The sequence below is a fragment of the Thermosynechococcus sp. genome (assembly GCF_025999095.1).
Taxonomy (GTDB): Bacteria; Cyanobacteriota; Cyanobacteriia; order Thermosynechococcales; family Thermosynechococcaceae; genus Thermosynechococcus.
In genome coordinates, this window is record NZ_AP024678.1 from 1,475,473 (window position 1) to 1,495,766 (window position 20,294).

A 20,294-nucleotide genomic window follows, 5' to 3' on the forward strand; every position below is an offset into this window, starting at 1 on the left:
TTTGACTGCCTACCGTGTTTTCACTCAACTTTGCCACCCTTGAGCAAGAGGAAATTCTCCCTCAGATTCCGTAAAACCACGGATGGCTAGACGTACATGGCCGCCATGAGGGCATCGCTCATCGTCACGTTGGTGGCCACACTTTGAATATCATCGAGATTTTCGAGGGCATCCATCAGCTTAAGGAGGCGCCGTGCCGTGTCTTCATCGGTGATTTCTACGGTATTCATGGGAATCCAGCGGCTTTCGGTGTCGAGAACGGTATAGCCGTGGGCTTTGAGGGTTTCGCTGACGGTTTCAAGGGCAGGGACGGGACAACGCACCTCGGCCACCTCCTCTAGGATTTCGTAGGTTTCGACATCAGCCGCCAGGAGGGCTTCCAGGAAAGCTTCTTCGTCGCTAGGTGCAGTCACGGTCACAATGCCGCACTGTTCAAACATCCAGCCCACACAGCCAGTTTCGCCGAGGTTGCCCCCCTGTTTATTAAAGGCGGCCCGCAGATCTGCCGCCGTGCGATTGCGATTATCCGTGAGGGCTTCAATTAAAAACGCCACTCCCCCCGGCCCGTAGCCTTCGTAGCGAATTTCTTCTAGGGGAGCATCACTGTCGAGGGTGCCAGTCCCTTTGGCGATCGCCCGCTCAATATTTTCGCTGGGAATCCCTGCTGCTTTGGCCTTCTCAATGGCACTGCGCAGTTGAAAGTTGCCCGCTGGATCCCCTCCCCCATGCCGAGCTGCAATAATGATTGCTCGCGAGAGCCGCGCAAAGATCTTGCCCTTTTGGGCATCCACCCGCGCCTTTTGCCGTTTAATGTTTGCCCACTTACTGTGACCTGCCATAGGGGAAGCGCATGGAAAAGTCAGAAAGAACCCCGCTGGAACCAACGGGGCAAATCAACAGGGTTAGTTTGATCGAAGCTATCTTTAACGGAAACCAACAGCGGCTTGCCAAACAAAGGCCAAGGCCAAAAAGAGCACCGGAATCACTGGCAGCACATCCACGAGGGGATCAAAAATGGCGTAGGCTTCCGGCAGTTTCGCAACCAAAACCAAAGCATCAATCATGGTGTTTTCCTAAAAGAATTCAGCGATCGCAAGAGAACTGAAAAAATAGTACCATAGCGGCTGCGGCAACGGGATCGCCATGCCAGACATTCTCCTTTTATCAGAAACAGACCAGCACGACTTTTGGATGCAACAGGCGATCGCCCTGGCAGAACAGGCAGGAGCTGCCGATGAAGTGCCCGTGGGTGCGGTGATTGTCAGTGCTGAGAATGAACTCATTGCCACAGGGGAAAATCGTCGCCAGCGAGATCATGACCCCACTGCCCATGCGGAAATCATTGCCCTACGCCGCGCCGGTCAACGTCTAGGTACGTGGTATTTAACGGGCTGCCGCCTCTATGTGACCCTAGAACCCTGCCCGATGTGTGCCGGTGCCATTGTCCAGGCCCGCATTCACACCCTTATCTATGGGACGACGGATCCAAAATCAGGGGCAATTGATTCGGTGCTGCAACTGCCCCATAGCCCAGCGGTATTCCACCGGCTTCAGGTCATTGGCGGGGTTCAGGCAACCGCCTGTCGGCAGCAGTTGCAAAGGTGGTTTCGCCAGCATCGTCAGAAAGAACGGCAATAATGCCTGCATCCCCCACCCGCTCCCGTAGGGTTTGGATGGTTTCACCCAGGAGGGGATGGCGCCACTGCGGAGCGATCGCCGCAAGGGGCACAAGGACAAAGGGACGCTCTGCCAAGCGGGGATGGGGCACGGTCAAGTCTGGGGTGCGAATGCTGCGATCGCCATAGAGCAGTAGATCGAGATCCAGGGTACGGGCCCCCCAATGCTCTTGTCGTTGGCGACCAAACTGCGCTTCGATCGCCTGCAGCCTTTTTAGGAGCGCCCAAGGGGAGAGTTGCACCTGAGCAAGGAGGCAACCATTCCAGTAGTCCGGTTGAGGAGGACCAACAGGAGCAGTGCGATACCACGGCGAGCAGGCTAAGACACTGATCCCCGGCGTTTGGGCAAGCACTTGGAGAGCTGAGCGCAGTTGCAGCAATGGCTGACCCAGGTTGCTGCCGAGAGCGATCGCCACGAGGGGGGGGTCAGACGGGGATATACTTAAGTCAGTGCATTCTACCATTGTGCCTGTGGAGAGTGCCGCTCACTCCTCCTGTTATACCTGCACTGTTCACCTATTGCCAAAATCGTTGTGGATCTCCGGACTCTCTTTCATACTGCAACCCCAGTCATTGGCGTTGTCCACCTCCTTCCCTTACCCACCTCCGCCCGTTGGGGGGGGAGTCTCAAGGCTGTTATTGACCGCGCCGAACAGGAAGCCACAGCCCTTGCGTCGGGGGGAGTCAATGCCATTATTGTTGAGAATTTCTTTGATGCGCCCTTCAGCAAAGATCGGGTGGATGCTGCTGTCGTCAGTGCCATGACCTTAGTGGTGCAGCGGTTAAAGAATCTGGTAGCTGTGCCCATTGGCCTTAATGTGCTGCGCAATGATGCCTTTAGTGGGCTGGCGATCGCTGCCTGTACGGGGGCCCAATTTATCCGCGTCAATGTCCTCACCGGGGTCATGGCCACCGATCAAGGCATTATCGAAGGTCAAGCCCATCAATTGCTGCGCTACCGCCGTGAACTGGGGCAAGACATCAAAATTTTTGCCGATGTGATGGTGAAGCACGCCCAGCCCCTCCACAGCCCGAATCTGGCCACGGCAGTACGGGACACCTTTGACCGCGGACTCGCCGATGGGGTGATTCTCTCCGGTTGGGCAACAGGACAGCCACCCACCGAGGAGGATCTATCCGTTGCCGCTAGTGCCGCTAAGGGACAACCCCTTTTTATTGGCAGCGGTGCCTCTTGGGACAATGTGGAGCAGTTGGCGCCCTACGTCAACGGCGTCATTGTTGCCAGTTCCCTGAAGCGCAATGGTCAGATTGAACAACCCATTGACCCCATTCGGGTCAGCCGTTTTGTTGAAGCCTGGCAGCGGGCCCACCACAAGCTTCAGGACGTCGATCGCGCCAATGCCAACTGCCGAGGCTCGATCAATGAACCCCTGCCAGCCATGGTTGTGCACGGGCAAAGGTAGTCAGGCGATCGCCCCTGTTAACTGTGGAACGTACTGCCCAAGACCATTGAGGTTGAGGCGATAGCTGCGGGGATGGGCAATCAAGTAGGCAGTGCTGCTAAAGATTTGCTCTAACTCCACAAGGCCATTTTCCTTGAGGGTCCGTCCCGTTGACACCAAATCCACAATTGCCTCCGCCATGCCCATAATTGGCCCCAGTTCCACTGAACCATAGAGAGGCACAATATCCACGGGCAAATCCAACTGCTGGAAAAAGGCATCGGCACAGCGGACAAACTTTGAGACAACGCGGCAATGGGGGGGCAAATCGCGGACACTGCGGTAGGGGCTAGAGGCTTTAACGGCCACCGATAGACGACACTGACCAAAGCCCAAATCCGCTAGTTTGGCCACGTGGGGATTTTTTTCCCGCAGCACGTCATACCCGACAATGCCCAACTGCGCTTGACCATACTGCACATAGACGGGGACATCCTGGGCACGGACCAAAAGGGCGCGGGCACGGCCATCCTGAGAGAGAACCTGCAGTTGCCGATTGCCCGGCTCTAGGAGCGCTGCAAAATTTAAGCCCAGCCGTTGGAAGTAGGCAATACTGTCCTTGAGTAGGGCACCTTTGGGTAGGGCGATCGTTAGCATGGCCTAGACACTCTGAATCTGCAAATAGGTTGCCCCATCACTGAGGGCTTCAATCTGCGGTGGCGCATCACTCTCAATCCAAGCAATATAGGGAATCTGGCGATCGCGGGCATAGGCGCGGATTTGCTCTGGCGCCAGATCCAGAAGTGCCAACTCCACCCGGGTCGAGCCATCCGAGCGCAGTGTTTGGGCATGGTGGAGGGCAGCAGCGAGGGCGCTGGCTGTGCGGGGCACCACAAGCCATTGACTGCGGGGGGCTAATAGGGCGGCTGGGGGAATGGCGATCGCCTGCAGCAGCGCTTCAACATTAAAAACAAAACCAATCCCTGGCACTGCGGCACCGTCGGGATGGTAAATACTGAGCAGTTGATCATAGCGCCCCCCTTGAGCCACCAACCGCAGTTCCGTTGCTGTAGGAATCAAGACCTCAAAGATAATCCCTGTGTAGTAATCAAAGGACTGCACAAGGCTAAGATCCAGGGTAATGGCCAAGGACTCCGCCACCAACGCCAACAACTGTTGAAGTTCCCCAAAGCGATCAACAACCCCTGCAACATCAGACCACTGTGCCAAACGTTCCGCCACTTCCTTTGGGGTGCCCCGTAGATCAAAAAGGGCCAGGGCGCGATCGCGCCAAGGGGCAGGGAGAGCCTGCAAACTGACGCGGTCTAAATTGGCCAGGCATTGGCGGACGGTTTTTTGGAGGTCCGCTGGAAAGGTACTGAGCAACTGTTGCGTCAGGTGGGCATCCCCCACCAAAAGATAGGCCTCTTCAACCGCTAAAGCCCCCAGGCACTCCTGCACCAGCCAGAGAATTTCTGCATCCGCCGCCAAACCAGTGGCCCCCAGTAGTTCGACCCCCGCTTGGAAAAATTCCTGCTGATTCCCCAACTGTGCCCCGGTAGTGCGCCGAAAGACATTGGCTTTATAGTACAGCCTTTGGGGCAGTTGCATCCCTGCCATACGGGTCACCGCAGCCCGAGCAATGGAAGCCGTTAATTCTGGTCGCAATCCCAAGGGTTCATCCCCACTCCCCTGCACTTGAATAACCGTTTCTGGATGGACAGTGCCCCCCGCGGTGAGGGTTGCCAGGGTCTCAATTGTGGGGGTGATAATTTCTTGGTAGCCCCAGCTTTGGAAGACGCGCTCTAGGCGTTGCTCTAGCCACCGTTGCCGTGCCACATCAAGGGGCAAAATATCGCGGGCACCACAGGCAGGTTGATAGACCATAGTGAATTATTTTTTCCCAAAAAGACCAAAGAAGGAGAATTTCTTTTGCTCCGGTTTTGGTGGCTCAGTACTTTTTTGCTGTTTCTGGGCTTGGCGCTCTTTTTTGTTAATGGCTTCGAGTCCCTGTATTGCCATTACCTCTTGAGGATTGAGCTTCAGGGCTTGATTAAAGTGAATTTTGGCCATGCTGAGGGAGCCTTGCTGCAGATACACCTTGCCTAGTAGGGCATGGCAGCGAGCACTGCGGGGGTCAATTTTCAGGGCATCCTTCAGTTCTTTGATAGCCTCCAGATAGATGCCTTTATTGAAGAGTTCCTCTGCCCGTCGGAAGTATTGCTCTGTAAATTGCTCTGTTTTGGAAACTTCTGTAGAGGGTGTCGTCCCTGGGGTGGCTACTGGTGTGGCATGCCCTTGGGTTGTCGCCTCTGATTTAGCTGCAGCCGCAGGTGTAGAAACGCTAGGCGTGGCCGCCGTTGCCTGGCCGCCCGCCGATCGCCACAGGTAAATTAAATTCAGTTCACTAATTTGTTCGCTGATTTTTAGCGCATTGTTTAAGTCTTTGTATTGATCTTGGGCAAGGGTATTGAGAGCCCTGTGATAGGCCTCTTCAACATTGGTAGCGTTAAAGACTTCCTGTGCCAAATCAAAGGTGGGTGTGGGCACAATATTAGCTGTTAGCAGTTGCTTTTCCAGCAAGCGCAAAATGACTTGATATTCTTCCCGCTCTTTTTCTTGGGAAAGCACTTCATAGGCAGGATTCACAAACTTCGAGAGCAAATCACTGGCCATTTTTTTACCCGATTCATCATCACGACTATCGGGGTGCAGTGTCTTGGCAATTTTGAGATACCGCTTGCGAATTTCCCCGGGTGCTGCTGACAATGGAATACCGAGGGCAGCATGGAGATCCCGTTTGGAGTTAAAGCGACCCAGACCGTGATTGATCTCGAAGGGCATAGTCAGTGAAACCGCAGGGGCAGAACATTCCTTAATTATAGCTGCTGATAGCGGGGCTTGGCGACGCCAGGTTAAAGCGACAGGAATCCCTGAAGGCAACAGGCCCGCAGCGGTGAACCCCCTCAAGCAAAGACTGCCGTGCGATTACCATACACCAGAATCCGATTTTGCAAATGCAGCCGTACCGCCCGCGCCAACACCACCCGTTCCAAATCCTTGCCCTTGCGGATGAGATCTGCTACCGTATCGCGATGGCTCACAGGCACCACCGCCTGCTCAATGATTGGCCCTTCATCCAAATCCACGGTGGCATAGTGGGCAGTGGCACCAATGATTTTGACCCCCCGCTCATAGGCACGGTGGTAGGGGTTAGCTCCCGCAAAGGCCGGCAAGAAGGAATGGTGGATGTTGATCACTTGGGGAAAGGCCTCAATAAAATCAGGACTGAGCACCTGCATATACTTAGCCAGCACCACCAGATCAATCCTGTAGTCCTTGAGGAGTTGCAGTTCCTTGGCTTCCGCAAGGGGCTTGGTCTCTGGCGTCACAGGAATATAGTGAAAATCAATGCCAAATTGCTCGGCAATGGGACGCAAATGCTCATGGTTACTGATAATCAGGGGAATTTCTGCAAAGAGATCCCCCGCCCGCTGCCGCAGCAGCAAGTCCCATAGACAATGATCTTGGCGGCTTACCCAAATGGCCAAGCGATAGGGAATATCCGATGCCCGCAACTGCCAGCGCACCCCCTGCCAACTGGCAAAGACCTTTTCCCGCTGCGCATAGTTGATGAAAGTGGTGGCAATTTGATCCCGGGGGATTTCAAAGCCTTCTAATTCCCACTCCAACCGGGAGAGAAAAATACCGGCAACGGCGTCGGTGTGGTGGTCGGCATGGACAATGTTGCCGTTGTAGCGATAGACAAACTGCGCTAACTTGGCCACTAGTCCCCGTTGATCGGGACAGGAGATACAGAGGGTCATTGTCGGCCGGGGCATAGGGTAGGGACCAATTAAGCCAGAGCAACCTGTATTCTACTACTGCTGATGACTGGCAAAGCGATTCAATGCCTTGGCAAGATACCGCCCGGTGTAGGATTGGGGCATCAGTGCCACTGCTTCAGGGGTACCGACGGCAACCACTTCTCCGCCGCGATCGCCCCCCTCCGGTCCAAGGTCAATGATCCAATCGGCACAGCGAATCACATCGAGATTGTGCTCAATCACCAGAATCGAGTTGCCCTTGTCCACAAGCCGCTGCAGTACATCGAGGAGTTTGTGCACATCGTAGAAGGACAGCCCCGTGGTGGGCTCATCAATCAGGTAGAGGGTTTTACCGGTGGCGCGGCGCGATAGCTCAGCCGCCAGTTTAAGGCGTTGGGCTTCGCCCCCAGAGAGGGTGGGGGCAGTTTGTCCCAATTTCAGATAGCCCAGGCCGACATCCACCAAGGTTTGCAGCTTGCTGACTGCCTTGGGAATGTTTTCAAAAAACGCCAAGGCGGTCTCTGCGGTCATCTCCAAGACATCGGCAATCGAACAGCCCTTGTACTTTACTTGCAAGGTCTCGCGATTGTAGCGTGTCCCTTTGCACACCTCGCACTGGACATAGACATCGGGCAAAAAATTCATCGCAATGACATTCACCCCTTGGCCACCGCAGGCCTCACAGCGGCCCCCCTTGATATTGAAGGAAAAGTGCCCCGGTTTGTAGCCCCGGGCTTTGGCCTCAACGGTTTGGCTAAAGACTTCGCGGATGACATCAAAAACGCCAACGTAGGTGGCAGGGTTAGAGCGGGGCGTCCGACCAATGGGAGACTGGTCAATGACAATCGCTTTGTCAATGGCCTCTAGGCCTTGAATCTCCCCAATTTCCTTTGGCAGCGGCACATTCTGACCCAGATGGTGCTGGAGGGCAGGATAGAGAACCTCGTGCATGAGGGTGGACTTGCCTGACCCCGATACTCCCGTTAGACACACCAGTTTGCCGAGGGGAATTTCTACAGTGATGTTCTTGAGGTTGTGGCGAGAGACATTTTTTAGAATCAGGGATTTGCCATTCCCCGGCCGGCGAGCGCTGGGGGTTTCAATGCGCTTGCGCCCCGCCAGATAAGCCCCTGTCAGGGAGTCGGGATGGTTGAGAATCGCCTCGAGGCTGCCTTGCGCCACAATCTGACCGCCGTGGATTCCCGCCCCTGGGCCAATATCAACAATGTAATCGGCAGCCCGGATCGTGTCTTCGTCGTGTTCGACAACAATCAGGGTATTCCCCAAGTCCCGCAGGCGAAACAGTGTTTGCAGCAGACGATCGTTATCCCGTTGATGCAAGCCAATACTCGGTTCATCCAGGACATAGAGGACACCCGTCAAGCCAGAGCCAATTTGGCTCGCCAAGCGAATGCGTTGGGCTTCACCCCCAGACAGAGTTGCTGCACTGCGATCCAGGGTCAGGTAATCTAGCCCCACATCCACCAGAAACTGCAACCGCGCCGTCACTTCCCGCAAGGCTAGTGCCGCAATTTGTTGTTGGCGAGGCGTAAGTTGCAGGGATTGAAGTCGTGCTAAACACTCGCGGATTGAAACACCAGTGAGATCCGTGAGGCGGTATTGCCCCAAGCGCACCGCCAAGGCTGCCGGCTTCAGACGTTGCCCCTGACAGGCAGGACAGGTCTGATTGACTTGGTAGGCTTCCAGTTTTTGCCGGTAGGTCTCGGAGGTGGTTTCGCGATACTGCCGCTCGAGAATGGGAATCACCCCTTGGAATTGGCGGTAATAGTCCCGTTTGCGGTAGCGGGAATCGGCGGGGACCAAAATTGGGGTATCGGTGCCGTAGAGAATGATTTCCCGCTGTAATTCCGTCAGACGGTACCACGGTGCATTGATGTCAAAGTCAAAGGCTTCGGCAATGCCGCACAGGAGGGCAAGGTAGTAGTCATGTTCCTTTTCAGCCCAGGGGGCGATCGCCCGATAGACCGGTAATGCTGGATTGGGCACAATCAACTCCGGGCTAAATTGACGCAAGTAGCCCAAACCGTGACACTCCGGGCAGGCCCCATAGGGGGAGTTAAAGGAAAACAGCCGTGGGGATAGCTCATCCATGACTGCCCCATGCTCAGGACAGGCAAAATTCTCGGAAAATAGCAGGGTTTGTGCCCATTCGCCAGGGTCACGGGGCACCACAGTGACCATTGCCGTGCCATTGCCCTGGTGCAATGCGGTTCGCAGCGAGTCGGCTAAGCGTTCTTCAATACCCGGCTTGAGCACCAGGCGATCCACGACCAGTTCAATGGTGTGGGCATGGTTTTTCTCCAGTTCAATCGCCTCACTGAGTTCGCGCACCTCGCCATTGATGCGAACCCGCACAAAGCCTTCACTGGCCAAACTCGACAGGAGTTTTTTGTGGGTACCCTTCTTGCCCTTGACAAGGGGCGCCAAGACTTGAAAGCGGCTCTGGGGCGGTAACTCCATGACCTGATCCACCATTTCATCAATGGTTTGGGGGCGGATCGAGCGATCGCAGTGGGGGCAGTGGGGTTCACCGGCACGGCCATAAAGCAGCCGCAGGTAGTCATAGATTTCCGTAACGGTGCCCACGGTTGAGCGGGGATTGTGGGAAGTGGACTTCTGATCAATTGAAACGGCAGGACTCAATCCCTCAATGGCATCTACATCCGGCTTGTCCAACTGGCCGAGGAACTGCCGCGCATAGGCACTCAGGGACTCCACATAACGGCGCTGGCCTTCGGCAAAAATCGTGTCAAAGGCAAGGGAGGACTTTCCCGAACCGGAAACCCCAGTCATTACAATCAGGCGATCGCGGGGAAGATCGAGGTCAATGTTTTTCAGATTATGCTGCCGTGCACCTCGAATGCGAATTGCATCCGTAGGGACTGGATCGCCCATAGAACAAAGAAGAAATGTTAAAAAACGTTACATTGAGGCCTATTATAGCAACCCGGCCAGACCCTGTCGCAGCCACTCAGCCATGAAAAAAGCGGGGTCTGGTTGCCCCGCTTTCCGTCTGATTCAGGTGATGCTGGGTAACCCCAGCCTAGGCAGGTTCAGGGATTTACTCTGTGCCCAGGGTAGGGATGGGCTTAGTAGTCGAAGTCACCGCCCATGCCAGCACCGCTGCCCGCAGGATTATTTTCCTTGGGCTCGGGCTTGTCAACGATGATGCACTCGGTGGTCAGCACCATACCGGCAATAGAGGCCGCATTTTGCAGAGCCGAGCGAGTCACTTTGGCAGGGTCAACGATACCGGCGTCGAACATGTTGACATATTCATCTTTGGCGGCATCATAGCCAACGTCGAAGGGTTTTTCCTTGACCCGTTCAACAATGATCGAGCCGTTTTGACCAGCATTCTCGGCGATGCGACGCAGCGGAGCACTGAGGGCCCGCTCAACAATGTTGGCACCGATCAGTTCTTCACCGGTCAGGTGCTCAGCTGCCCAGTTGCTCAACTCAGGAGCCAAGTGCACCAAGGTGGTCCCACCACCGGGAACGATCCCTTCTTCGACAGCGGCTTTGGTGGCGTTAATCGCATCTTCCAGACGCAGTTTGCGATCTTTCATTTCCGTTTCGGTGGCAGCACCGACTTTGATTACGGCCACACCCCCCGCCAGTTTGGCCAACCGCTCCTGCAGTTTTTCTTTGTCGTAGCTGGAGTCGGTTTCTTCGATTTGGCGACGGATTTGCTCGCAGCGAGCCTTGACGGCTTTTTCATTGCCTTCGGCCACAATGGTGGTGTGATCTTTGGTGATTGTGATGCGGCGAGCTTTACCGAGCATGTCTAGCTTGGCATTTTCCAGCTTCAGACCCGCATCTTCGGTGATCACTTGACCCCCTGTGAGGACGGCAATATCTTCGAGCATGGCTTTGCGGCGATCGCCAAAACCAGGCGCCTTCACCGCAGCCACATTCAAGACACCGCGCAGACGGTTGACCACCAGGGTCGCCAACGCTTCTTTCTCGATGTCCTCCGCAATGATGACCAAGGGCTTACCGGCGCGAGCCACCTGTTCGAGGATCGGCACCAGGTCTTGCACCAAGGTAATTTTCTTGTCGGTAACCAGCACGAAGGGTTCATCGAGCACAGCTTCCATGCGCTCGGTGTCAGTGGCAAAGTAGGGGGAGATGTAGCCTTTGTCAAAGCGCATCCCCTCCGTGACCTCCAGTTCAGTGGTCATGGATTTGCCTTCTTCAAGGGAGATCACGCCTTCTTTGCCCACTTTGTCCATGGCGTCGGCAATCATCTGACCCACTTCTTCATCGTTTCCCGCCGAGATGGCCGCCACTTGGGCAATGGCTTTGGAGTCTTCCACTGGCCGGGCATGTTCGGCAATTTTCTCCACCAGGAAGTGGGTGGCTTTATCAATCCCGCGTTTTAGGGCAATGGGGTTAGCACCAGCAGCAACGTTGCGCAGCCCCTCTTTCACCATGGCATGGGCAAGAACCGTCGCCGTCGTGGTCCCATCCCCAGCCGCATCATTGGTTTTGGAAGCAGCTTGGCGGATCAGCGCCACACCGGTGTTTTCAATGTGATCTTCCAGTTCAATTTCTTTGGCAATTGTCACCCCATCATTGACAATTTGGGGGGCGCCAAATTTTTTCTCGAGAACCACGTTCCGCCCTTTTGGACCAAGGGTGACGGCCACGGATTCAGCCAAGATGTCCATCCCTTTTTCAAGGGCACGACGAGCATTTTCGTTGTAGATAATGCGCTTCGCCATAGGTGTTTCCTACCTCACTCGTTCAACAGTGATGAAAAATCGCACACAGATGTAAGGAAAGTCAGGGACCTAGCCCACAATGGCCAAGATGTCTTTTTCTGAGAGGAGAACGTAGTCTTCGCCCGCTAGTTTCACTTCGGTACCGGCATATTTGGAGTACAGCACTTTGTCACCCACTTTCACATCCATGGGCTGACGCTTGCCGTCTTCAGTGAGTTTGCCGGGACCGACGGCAGTCACCTCACCCACTTGGGGTTTTTCACGGGCGTTGTCGGGCAGGAGAATCCCCCCTGCGGTACGTTCTTCGCTTTCACTGACTTTGACAAAAATGCGATCGCCCAACGGCTTCACGGTTGAAACGCTTAGAGATACGGCTGCCATAGCGTACTGTTCTCCTAGTTGTAAGAGGATGGATTGATACCACTCACTGCACGGCTCATCGCGCAGTCTTTGCGGGGTAAGAGCATCACTGGTAATTTTTAGCACTCTCACCCTTCGAGTGCTAATGTAGCGAGAGACGGTTGGCGATCGCAACTCCTGCCGCAGTACGGTTTTCCGAACGGTACTTTAGTTTTTGAGCCCCGTGGTGGCAATACCGCGAATCAGTTGCCGCTGACCCAAAATAAACAAAATGATCACCGGTACCGTAGCGATGACAGCTGCAGCCATCATCAATGGCCAATCATTGGTAAATTGTTCCTGAAAATTAGCCAAGGAAAGCTGCACGGTGATCAGTTCTGGCTTGGTGGTAAAGACCAAGGGCTTAAACAGGTCATTCCACTCGCCAATGAAGGTAAAGATAAAGAGGGTTGCCAAGGCTGGTCGGCTCAGGGGCAAGAGAATATGCCAGAGAATCTGCCAGCGATTTGCCCCATCCAAGAGGGCTGCCTCCTCAAGGGCAACGGGCAATGTGAGAAAAAACTGCCGCATCAAAAAGACACCAAAGCCATTAGCCGCCGTTGGCAAGATCAACGCGCCATAGGTATTGATCAGATGAGCCGCCTTCAGGATGAGAAAAATTGGGATCACCAAAAGCTGAAATGGGATCACTAGGATTGCTAGCAGCAGCAGCAGAATTGTCTGTTGTCCCGGAAATGAAAGTCGCGCAAGGGCATAACCCGCTAGGGCTGAAGTTACCAACTGGAGCGCCGTCACCGCCAAGGCCACAAATGTTGAGTTGGCAAAGGCTAAGATAAAGTGCCCCTGCTGCCATGCCCCTTGATAGCTCTGCCAGGTCCAGCCTTGGGGCGGCAATAATTGGGTGGGGAGGGTGCCGGGTGGCCAGCCGGAGGTACAAAGCACCACTAGCAAGGGACTGAGAACCAACAATGCCCCCAGTATTAATAGGAGCGTTAAGCCTACCCTAGGAGCGACCACTGCCAGACATCCGTTTGAGCAAATCCACAAATCCTTTGACTTCTTCGCGCAAAAGGAAGCCCGCATAGGCCTCCATGCCATGCTCGCCAATGTCCAATCCCTCGATTTCCTCCTCCGGAGAAACGCGAATGCCAATGGTAAGATTCAGGAGCAGCCACACTGCTGTACTAAAGGCAACGACAAACCCGCCCACCGCCAGCACCCCCACCAATTGGCGCCCCAACTGGGTAAAGTCACCACTCCAGAGCAATCCCCTGAGAGGCCCTGCCCCAGCGTCGTAAAAGCGCCCCGGTCCATCGGCAAAGAGACCCACGGCTAGGGTCCCCCAGATGCCGTTGACTAAGTGTACGGAGATGGCTCCCACGGGATCGTCAATTTTCAGGCGATCAATCGTCACCACCGAAAAGATAATGATGCTCCCAGCAACAATACCAATTAAGGCCGCACTCTCAATGCTGACAAAGGCACAGGAGGCGGTAATGGCCACTAGTCCCGCCAGAATCCCGTTAATGATCATCGAAAGGTCGGGCTTACCAAAGTAGAGGGTGGAAACCACCGTTGCCGTGACACCTCCGAAGGCTGCCGCCATATTGGTGGTTACAACAATGTGGGCGATCGCCTCCGGATCTGCAGTCATCGTTGATCCCGGATTAAAACCAAACCAACCAAGCCAGAGGATCAAACAACCCAAGGTGGCGATCGCAAAATTATGTCCGGGGATGGCCGCCACCGACCCATCCGGCAGAAAGCGCCCCAAACGCGGCCCTAGGAGAGCTGCCCCCATCAATGCGGCCCATCCACCTACAGAGTGCACGACCGTAGAACCGGCAAAATCCCACATGCCTAGCTGTTGCAGCCACCCGCCACCCCAGATCCAGTGACCCGTAATCGGATAGCAAATCCCCACCAGCAGCAAGCTAAAGATAAAGAAGGCATAGAACTTAATTCGCTCCGCCACTGCCCCGGAAACAATCGTGGCCGCTGTTCCCGCAAAAACCAGTTGAAAGAAAAACTTGGCAGAGAGGGGCACCGCCGCCCAACTCAAGGAACGATAGACTCCCCGATAGGCTTCGCCAGTGGCCGGACTATTATCGGCACCCAGTAAAAAGAAACCGCTGGTGCCCAAAATCCCATTGCCATCCCCAAACATTAAGGCAAAACCAATCGCCCAATAGGAAATACTCGACAGGGCAAAGACAATCAAGTTCTTTGAGAGCAAGTTCACCGCATTCTTGGCACGGCAAAAGCCCGTTTCCAACATGCCAAAGCCAGCATTCATGAAAAATACCAACACCCCCGCAAAAATCACCCAGAGCGTGTTGAGCGCCACCTGCACCTTTGCCGGAACCGCTGTTGAGGCGGCAGTATCCTGCCCCAAGGCGGCTGTTGCACTCAGGACCCCAATCATCACCCCAACGGTCAAGAGCGTGCGGCGAGTGGGCAGATAGAGAATCTGAGTCAGGGGATGCTGAAGACGTAACCCGCGGCGCAAGATAGAACGCAGTTTCATAGGTGCAGATGTCCAATCTAGAAAGAAAACAGTTGGAACTGATAAATCCCCGGCTAAAATCCCTAGAAAAATCCTAGGGTTGAGCTGCAAAGTTTGACACAAATAAGTCAATCATCCCTGGATTCACCCCTAAGCATACGTATTCCACAATACAAAAACTTGGGTCTCTGCCTCAATTCTGCATAGGGGGCAAGCTGTGCCAGTTAAACAAGTTGCAATTGTCCACCCCTGTGGAGTGTCCAGTGATGACGCATCCGCACCATGCCAATTCCGCTGTTGTTCACCGCTGGGTGATGAGTTCGTTCTTGATTGGTTTAGGGTGTGCAACCCTACAGTTGGCTCCTGTCACTGCTCAAATTGCTGTCTATGAAGGGCAGCGGGTCACGGGGGACGTCACCCTAACCCTCCCCGATGGCAGCACCTACAAGGGGGAATTGCTAAACGGTCGCTTTAATGGCCAAGGCATCCTCACAATGGCCAATGGCAACCGCTACGAAGGGGAATTTCGCAATGGCCGCTACCACGGTCAGGGGGTGCTCACCTATGCCGACGGCGGACGCTATGAAGGTGGCTTTGCCGATGGTATCTTCAATGGCAAGGGCATGCTGCAACTGGCCAATGGCCAGCGCTACGAGGGGACGTTTCTCAATGGTCAATACCATGGGGAGGGGGTACTCACCTTTCCCGACGGTACGCGCTACGAGGGACAGTTTCTAGCGGGCAAGTATCATGGCACTGGAATGCTCTCCTTTGGGAATGGCACAAGCTATGCTGGACAGTTTCGCAATGGCTTATTTGAAGGGGAGGGGGTACTCACCCTGCCCGATGGCTCCCGAATTATTGCCACGTGGCGCAATGGTCGTCGCGAACCGCGCTAATCCTTTTCAAGCGGGCTGGCTGTGGCTGATCCACTGACGGCAGCGCTAGCCCCCTACGCCCGCTTTGGGGTGCGCCTTAGCCTTGAGCCTATCCAGGCGCTCCTGAGTGCCTTGGGGTCTCCCCAGTTACAGGTGCCCTTGATCCACGTTGCGGGGACAAATGGCAAAGGCTCCGTGTGTGCCTATTTGGATAGTGTTTTGCGGGCAGCGGGCTATCGCACGGGTCGTTATACCTCGCCCCATCTGTTGAGCTGGTGTGAGCGCATTTGTGTCGATGGTGAAGCCATTGCCCCTGGGGTCTTTTTGACCCTCCTTCAACACATTGAAGCAGTCCTGCCCCAGGTGGCCTATCCCCCCAGTCAGTTTGAAGTGGTCACGGCGGCGGCATGGCTGTATTTTGCCCAGCAGCAGGTGGAGGTGGCGGTGATGGAGGTGGGTTTGGGGGGACGCTTGGATGCCACGAATGTGTGCCAGCCCCCTTTGGTGAGTGTGATTACCTCCATTGGCTGGGATCATTGGCAGCGGTTGGGCAACACCTTGGGGGCAATTGCGGGCGAAAAAGCTGGCATTCTCAAGCCAGGGGTGCCCGCCGTTATTGGTCCTGTTCCCTCCGAGGCGCAGCTGGTGATTGCCCAACGCCTAAAAGCTCTGGCATGCCCGGCGATCTGGCCAGAACCGGCGCAGTGGTGTGTTGAGCGGGCTGGATGGGCGACGTGGCGTGGCATCGAGTACCCCTTGCCGTTGGCGGGAGACATGCAGTTAATCAATTCCGCAATCGCGATCGCCACGCTACAGCAGTTACAATCTCAAGGTTGGCAGATTTCCCTGCCAGCGATTCAACGGGGAATGGCCGAAACCCGCTGGCCAGGGCGCCTGCAATGGTTAAATTGGCAGGGGCGGCGGGTCCTGATTGACGGCGCCCACAATGCCCCGGCAGCGGCCTACCTACGGCAATATGTAGATCAATTGGGCTGGACAGAGGTGACTTGGGTAGTGGGGATGCTGGCCAATAAGGATCATGAGGGAATTCTCAAACATCTCCTGCGAGCCGGCGATCGCCTGTGGTTGGTACCCATACCGGATCACGCTAGCGCCGACTTAGAGGACTTGAAGGCACTGGCCGCCACCTGCTGCCCTCGGTTGGGGGAATGCCGCCTTTTCAAGGATGTGGCTGAAGCCCTCGATAGGGTGGGCGATCGCTGTGTGGTCTGTGGCTCCCTTTACTTGATTGCTCGCGTTTTGGGGGCGATCGCCAGCCAAGAGGCTCAAACAACGAGACTGTAGAAAATTGGCTGAAGACCCACGCTTGCCCGACTGGATCAGTTCAATCAAGAGTCAATATCTTTTATGTGAGTTTTTATGTGGGACACTCGCTTTCAAGGAGACACCTATTTCTACGGCACGGAGCCAAACGACTTCCTCAAAGCCCATGCCCATGCCTTTGTGCCCCAAGGGCAAATTCTCTCCCTCGCCGAAGGGGAAGGGCGTAATGCCGTTTATCTTGCTCAACAGGGATATGCCATCACGGCTGTGGATGCCTCGCAAGTGGGACTGGCAAAAGCACAGCGCCTCGCTCAAGAGAGGGGAGTCTCAATTACCACCTATCACTGCGACCTACGGGATTTTGACCTGGGTGAAAATGTATGGGATGGAATTATTGCTATTTTTTGTCATCTGCCGCCAGAGTGGCGCACCCTGGTCAACCAGCGTATCGTCAAGGCTCTCAAGCCCCAAGGCCTCTATCTCAGCGAGACCTATAGCAAGAAACAACTGGGGATGGGCACAGGGGGCCCCCCTACGCTGGAACTACTGCACGATTTAGAGGAAATGAAAAGAGAACTGACGGGTCTAGAGTGGCTCCACGCCGTTGAACTCCAGCGGGACATCCATGAAGGTCAAGGCCATCGCGGGCGAGGCTGGGTGATTCAACTGATTGGCCGCAAGTTTTGATCTCCCATCCAAGTGCAGCCACAGGGGGGACGGTAAAATTAAGGTAATTCATGTTGTCCTGATTACTATGCCACCGCGCCGCACCCGTAGCCAAGCGATTATTCTCGATGCCCTCAGAGACAGTGGGCGATCGCTCTCGGCGCAAGAGCTTTTTTTAGAACTGCGGCAACGACATACACCCCTAGGTTTGGCAACCGTTTATCGCACCCTCGATAGTCTGCGCATCAATGGTAAGGTGCAAGCACGGCCCTTGCCCAGTGGCGAACTGGTCTATAGCTTGGTGCAGCAGGATCAGCACTATCTCACCTGTTTGCAGTGTGGTACGTCAGTGACCATTGATCAGTGTCCAGTGCAGCCACTTGAAACGGAGCTCCAACAGTCCTATCACTTCAAGGTTTTTTACCATACCCTGGAGTTTTTTGGCCTTTGTGCCAAGTGCCAAGGCATGGCACAGGGCTGAAGCGGTATCCTGGATTAGGCAAGTCTGGGGAAAGTGGTGTGATTGAATTTGCCAACTGTGCTTGGACTCGGGCGATCGGCCAGGGTTGGGAGAATCCTTATCGCGTTCGCTATGCCAGTAATTTAGACGATGGCCCTTGGCATGGCATGCCCCTCGGCGGCTTTGGCGCTGGTTGTATTGGCCGTTCCCCTGCTGGCGACTTCAACCTCTGGCACCTTGATGGCGGAGAGCACCTCTTTGGCACCCTGCCTGCCTGTCAATTTAGCCTCTTCGAGCAGGGTAAGCAAAGACAGGCCTATGCCCTAGGCAGTCCCCCTAAGGATGGTACCCTGAGCTGTTGGCAATGGTATCCTGCCGGCAAAGGCACCTATGGGGCGCGCTATCCCCGCAGTTGGTTTGTCTATGAGGGAGTCTTTAGCGCCCAGATCAGCTGCGAGCAGTTTTCACCGATTCTGCCCCACAACTACCGAGAAACCAGTTACCCTGTGGCGGTGTTTCTGTGGACCTTCAGCAATCCCACAGATCAGTCCCTCACCCTGAGCCTAATGTTCTCCTGGCAAAATACCGTCGGGTGGTTTCGCAATACCACTCCTTCCTCTGCCATTGCAATCCGCGATGATGGTAGCCCCATCTATACCTACACGCCCGCCTGGGGGCAAAGTGACGGCAATTTTAATGAACTGATTCAAACGGCCTCCTATCAAGGTTGGCGACTGCGGCGTCTGCCCCACCCCAACCCACCCCAAGAGGGGGATGGCGAATGGGCAGCATTGATTCCCACGGGCCTCGGTGAGTTTTTTGGCTGTAGTCGCTGGCAGCCAGAGGGAGATGGGGCACAACTATGGCAATCATTTGCCGTGGATGGTTCCCTACCGTTTGTTAATGATCCCACCCCAGCGGCAGCGGGAGAGCAGGTGGCTGCTGCCTTTGCAGTGCGCTTTTCCTTGGCAGCGGGGGAAAGAAAACAAATTCCCCTGGTCCTAGCGTGGGACTTTCCTGTGACCGAGTTTGGCAAGGGGGTGATCTATTACCGGCGCTACACGGATTTTTGCGATCGCCGAGGTACCAATGCCGTCACCCTTGCTGCCTATGCCCTCGCTACCTATGCCACATGGCAAGAGCAGATTCGCACTTGGCAAGCACCAATCCTCAGCCACCCCGATTGGCCCGACTGGTTCAAGATGGCACTGTGCAATGAGCTATACGTTCTCAGTAGTGGCGGAACGCTCTGGAGTGCGGCCAGCGATCGCGATCCTGTGGGTCAGTTTGCCGTTTTAGAATGCCTAGACTACCGCTGGTATGAAAGTCTGGATGTGCGTCTTTATGGCTCCTTTGCCCTACTGCAACTGTGGCCAGAGTTGGAAAAATCCGTGATGCGTGCCTTTGCGCGGGCGATTCCGAAAGCGGATTCAACCCTGAGAATCATTGGCTACTTCTATCGCGGTGATCCCGAAACCGCCTACAAAGCACCTCGTAAACTGGCCAATGCCGTACCCCACGATCTCGGTGCCCCCAATGAGCACCCTTGGGAAAAGACCAACTACACGGCCTACCAAGACTGTAATCTCTGGAAAGATTTGGCCTCGGATTTTGTGCTCTTGGTCTATCGAGACTTTTTGTTCACTGGGGCAACGGATCTCGATTTTGCCCGTGAGTGCTGGCCGGCTGTGGTGGCAGCCTTAGACTATTTGAAACAATTTGACCACGATGGCGATGGTCTGCCAGAAAATGGGGGTGCCCCAGACCAAACCTACGATGACTGGCAGCTCCAGGGGGTCAGTGCCTACTGTGGTGGCTTGTGGTTGGCGGCCCTAGAGGCGGCGATCGCCCTCGGCACAACTCTCCAACAACCGCAGGTGGAGATCTACCGCCAGTGGCTTAGCCAAGCTCGCCCCCGCTACCATCAACTGCTGTGGAATGGCGAGTACTATCGTCTTGATACGGGCAGTGGCTCCGAGGTGATCATGGCGGATCAACTGTGTGGCCAGTTTTACGCCCAGCTCTTGGGCCTGGTGGATATTGTGCCCCCGGACTGTTGCGATCGCGCCCTGCGGCAAATTTACGACACCTGTTTTCTGAAATTTCACAACGGTCAGTTGGGCGCTGCCAATGGTCTATTGCCCAATGGGCAACCTGAAAACCCCGACGCTACCCATCCCCTTGAAGTGTGGACGGGGATTAACTTTGGCCTGGCCGCCTTCCTATGGCAGCGGGGAATGACCGACGAAGCATGGCACTTAGCTGAAGTGGTGGTACGGCAAATCTACGGCAATGGCCTGCAATTTCGGACACCGGAGGCGATTACGGCCAAGGGCACCTTCCGTGCCGGTATGTACCTGCGCCCTATGGCCATCTGGGCACTGGCTCTAGTCAGTCGGGGATCACAATCCGCCTAAAAATTTTGTAACCTATTTTACATTGTTTTAATTGCTGCAACCGCGACAATAGCGACCAATAGGCTGCCC

19 protein-coding genes are annotated in these 20,294 nt (G+C 55.1%); 7 read left to right on the forward strand and 12 right to left on the reverse strand.

Annotation, left to right across the window (positions count from 1 at the left end; all coding sequences use genetic code 11):
- Nucleotides 1-86 precede the first annotated feature (86 nt).
- Complete coding sequence (locus tag Q0W94_RS07255) at nucleotides 87-839, reverse strand: YebC/PmpR family DNA-binding transcriptional regulator (protein WP_297757210.1); 753 nt, start codon at nucleotides 837-839, stop codon at nucleotides 87-89.
- 84 nt (nucleotides 840-923) lie between these two features.
- Nucleotides 924-1,064 carry a photosystem II reaction center protein K gene (locus tag Q0W94_RS07260; RefSeq protein ID WP_011056031.1) on the reverse strand — a complete coding sequence of 47 codons (141 nt, stop codon included), beginning with the start codon at nucleotides 1,062-1,064 and terminating at the stop codon, nucleotides 924-926.
- A 79-nt stretch (nucleotides 1,065-1,143) separates the two neighbouring features.
- Between Q0W94_RS07260 and tadA the strand changes: the two genes are divergently transcribed.
- Nucleotides 1,144-1,638 (forward strand): tRNA adenosine(34) deaminase TadA, encoded by a 495-nt coding sequence (gene tadA, locus Q0W94_RS07265; protein WP_297757211.1) that lies wholly within the window; start codon nucleotides 1,144-1,146, stop codon nucleotides 1,636-1,638.
- Here tadA and folK read toward each other — a convergent pair.
- The gene (gene folK / locus Q0W94_RS07270; protein WP_297757213.1) at nucleotides 1,556-2,140 is read right to left on the reverse strand and encodes a 2-amino-4-hydroxy-6-hydroxymethyldihydropteridine diphosphokinase; all 585 of its coding nucleotides are present in this window, start codon (nucleotides 2,138-2,140) and stop codon (nucleotides 1,556-1,558) included. The two genes, tadA and folK, sit on opposite strands and share 83 nt — an antisense overlap.
- Nucleotides 2,141-2,209: 69 nt before the next feature.
- Here folK and btpA point away from each other — a divergent pair, with 69 nt between their 5' ends.
- A complete protein-coding gene (gene btpA, locus Q0W94_RS07275) occupies nucleotides 2,210-3,100 on the forward strand; it encodes a photosystem I biogenesis protein BtpA (protein WP_297757215.1) in 891 nt (296 codons plus the stop codon).
- On the opposite strand, the gene hisG is transcribed toward btpA, so the two are convergent.
- The 9 genes from hisG to Q0W94_RS07320 form a co-directional block, all read right to left on the reverse strand.
- Nucleotides 3,101-3,736, reverse strand: a complete 636-nt coding sequence (gene hisG / locus Q0W94_RS07280) for an ATP phosphoribosyltransferase (protein WP_297757217.1) — start codon at nucleotides 3,734-3,736, stop codon at nucleotides 3,101-3,103. It lies immediately after the preceding gene.
- Nucleotides 3,737-3,739: 3 nt separating this feature from the next.
- Nucleotides 3,740-4,966 carry an ATP phosphoribosyltransferase regulatory subunit gene (locus tag Q0W94_RS07285; protein WP_297757220.1) on the reverse strand — a complete coding sequence of 409 codons (1,227 nt, stop codon included), beginning with the start codon at nucleotides 4,964-4,966 and terminating at the stop codon, nucleotides 3,740-3,742.
- 6 nt (nucleotides 4,967-4,972) lie between these two features.
- Complete coding sequence (locus Q0W94_RS07290) at nucleotides 4,973-5,923, reverse strand: DnaJ domain-containing protein (RefSeq protein WP_297757223.1); 951 nt, start codon at nucleotides 5,921-5,923, stop codon at nucleotides 4,973-4,975.
- A 122-nt stretch (nucleotides 5,924-6,045) separates the two neighbouring features.
- Nucleotides 6,046-6,921 carry a formyltetrahydrofolate deformylase gene (purU, locus tag Q0W94_RS07295; protein ID WP_297757226.1) on the reverse strand — a complete coding sequence of 292 codons (876 nt, stop codon included), beginning with the start codon at nucleotides 6,919-6,921 and terminating at the stop codon, nucleotides 6,046-6,048.
- 39 nt (nucleotides 6,922-6,960) lie between these two features.
- The gene (gene uvrA / locus Q0W94_RS07300; RefSeq protein ID WP_297757229.1) at nucleotides 6,961-9,822 is read right to left on the reverse strand and encodes an excinuclease ABC subunit UvrA; all 2,862 of its coding nucleotides are present in this window, start codon (nucleotides 9,820-9,822) and stop codon (nucleotides 6,961-6,963) included.
- Between the two features lie 194 nt (nucleotides 9,823-10,016).
- Entirely contained in the window at nucleotides 10,017-11,654 is a 1,638-nt protein-coding gene (groL, locus tag Q0W94_RS07305) for a chaperonin GroEL (protein ID WP_297757230.1), read from the reverse strand.
- A 69-nt stretch (nucleotides 11,655-11,723) separates the two neighbouring features.
- Nucleotides 11,724-12,035 carry a co-chaperone GroES gene (gene groES, locus Q0W94_RS07310; RefSeq protein WP_149820030.1) on the reverse strand — a complete coding sequence of 104 codons (312 nt, stop codon included), beginning with the start codon at nucleotides 12,033-12,035 and terminating at the stop codon, nucleotides 11,724-11,726.
- A 186-nt stretch (nucleotides 12,036-12,221) separates the two neighbouring features.
- The gene (locus tag Q0W94_RS07315) at nucleotides 12,222-13,097 is read right to left on the reverse strand and encodes a carbohydrate ABC transporter permease (protein ID WP_315863054.1); all 876 of its coding nucleotides are present in this window, start codon (nucleotides 13,095-13,097) and stop codon (nucleotides 12,222-12,224) included.
- Complete coding sequence (locus Q0W94_RS07320) at nucleotides 13,018-14,541, reverse strand: ammonium transporter (protein WP_297757237.1); 1,524 nt, start codon at nucleotides 14,539-14,541, stop codon at nucleotides 13,018-13,020. The genes Q0W94_RS07315 and Q0W94_RS07320 overlap by 80 nt, the downstream gene beginning before the upstream one ends.
- Before the next feature lie 245 nt (nucleotides 14,542-14,786).
- Between Q0W94_RS07320 and Q0W94_RS07325 the strand changes: the two genes are divergently transcribed.
- The 5 genes from Q0W94_RS07325 (at nucleotide 14,787) to Q0W94_RS07345 (ending at nucleotide 20,225) form a co-directional block, all read left to right on the forward strand.
- Entirely contained in the window at nucleotides 14,787-15,419 is a 633-nt protein-coding gene (locus Q0W94_RS07325; RefSeq protein WP_297757239.1) for an MORN repeat-containing protein, read from the forward strand.
- A gap of 21 nt (nucleotides 15,420-15,440) precedes the next feature.
- Nucleotides 15,441-16,703 carry a folylpolyglutamate synthase/dihydrofolate synthase family protein gene (locus tag Q0W94_RS07330; protein WP_297757242.1) on the forward strand — a complete coding sequence of 421 codons (1,263 nt, stop codon included), beginning with the start codon at nucleotides 15,441-15,443 and terminating at the stop codon, nucleotides 16,701-16,703.
- A gap of 75 nt (nucleotides 16,704-16,778) precedes the next feature.
- Nucleotides 16,779-17,369 (forward strand): bifunctional 2-polyprenyl-6-hydroxyphenol methylase/3-demethylubiquinol 3-O-methyltransferase UbiG, encoded by a 591-nt coding sequence (locus Q0W94_RS07335; RefSeq protein ID WP_297757246.1) that lies wholly within the window; start codon nucleotides 16,779-16,781, stop codon nucleotides 17,367-17,369.
- Nucleotides 17,370-17,436: 67 nt separating this feature from the next.
- Complete coding sequence (locus tag Q0W94_RS07340; RefSeq protein ID WP_297757248.1) at nucleotides 17,437-17,829, forward strand: Fur family transcriptional regulator; 393 nt, start codon at nucleotides 17,437-17,439, stop codon at nucleotides 17,827-17,829.
- 38 nt (nucleotides 17,830-17,867) lie between these two features.
- Nucleotides 17,868-20,225, forward strand: a complete 2,358-nt coding sequence (locus tag Q0W94_RS07345; RefSeq protein ID WP_297757251.1) for a GH116 family glycosyl hydrolase — start codon at nucleotides 17,868-17,870, stop codon at nucleotides 20,223-20,225.
- The last annotated feature ends 69 nt before the right edge of the window (nucleotides 20,226-20,294 follow it).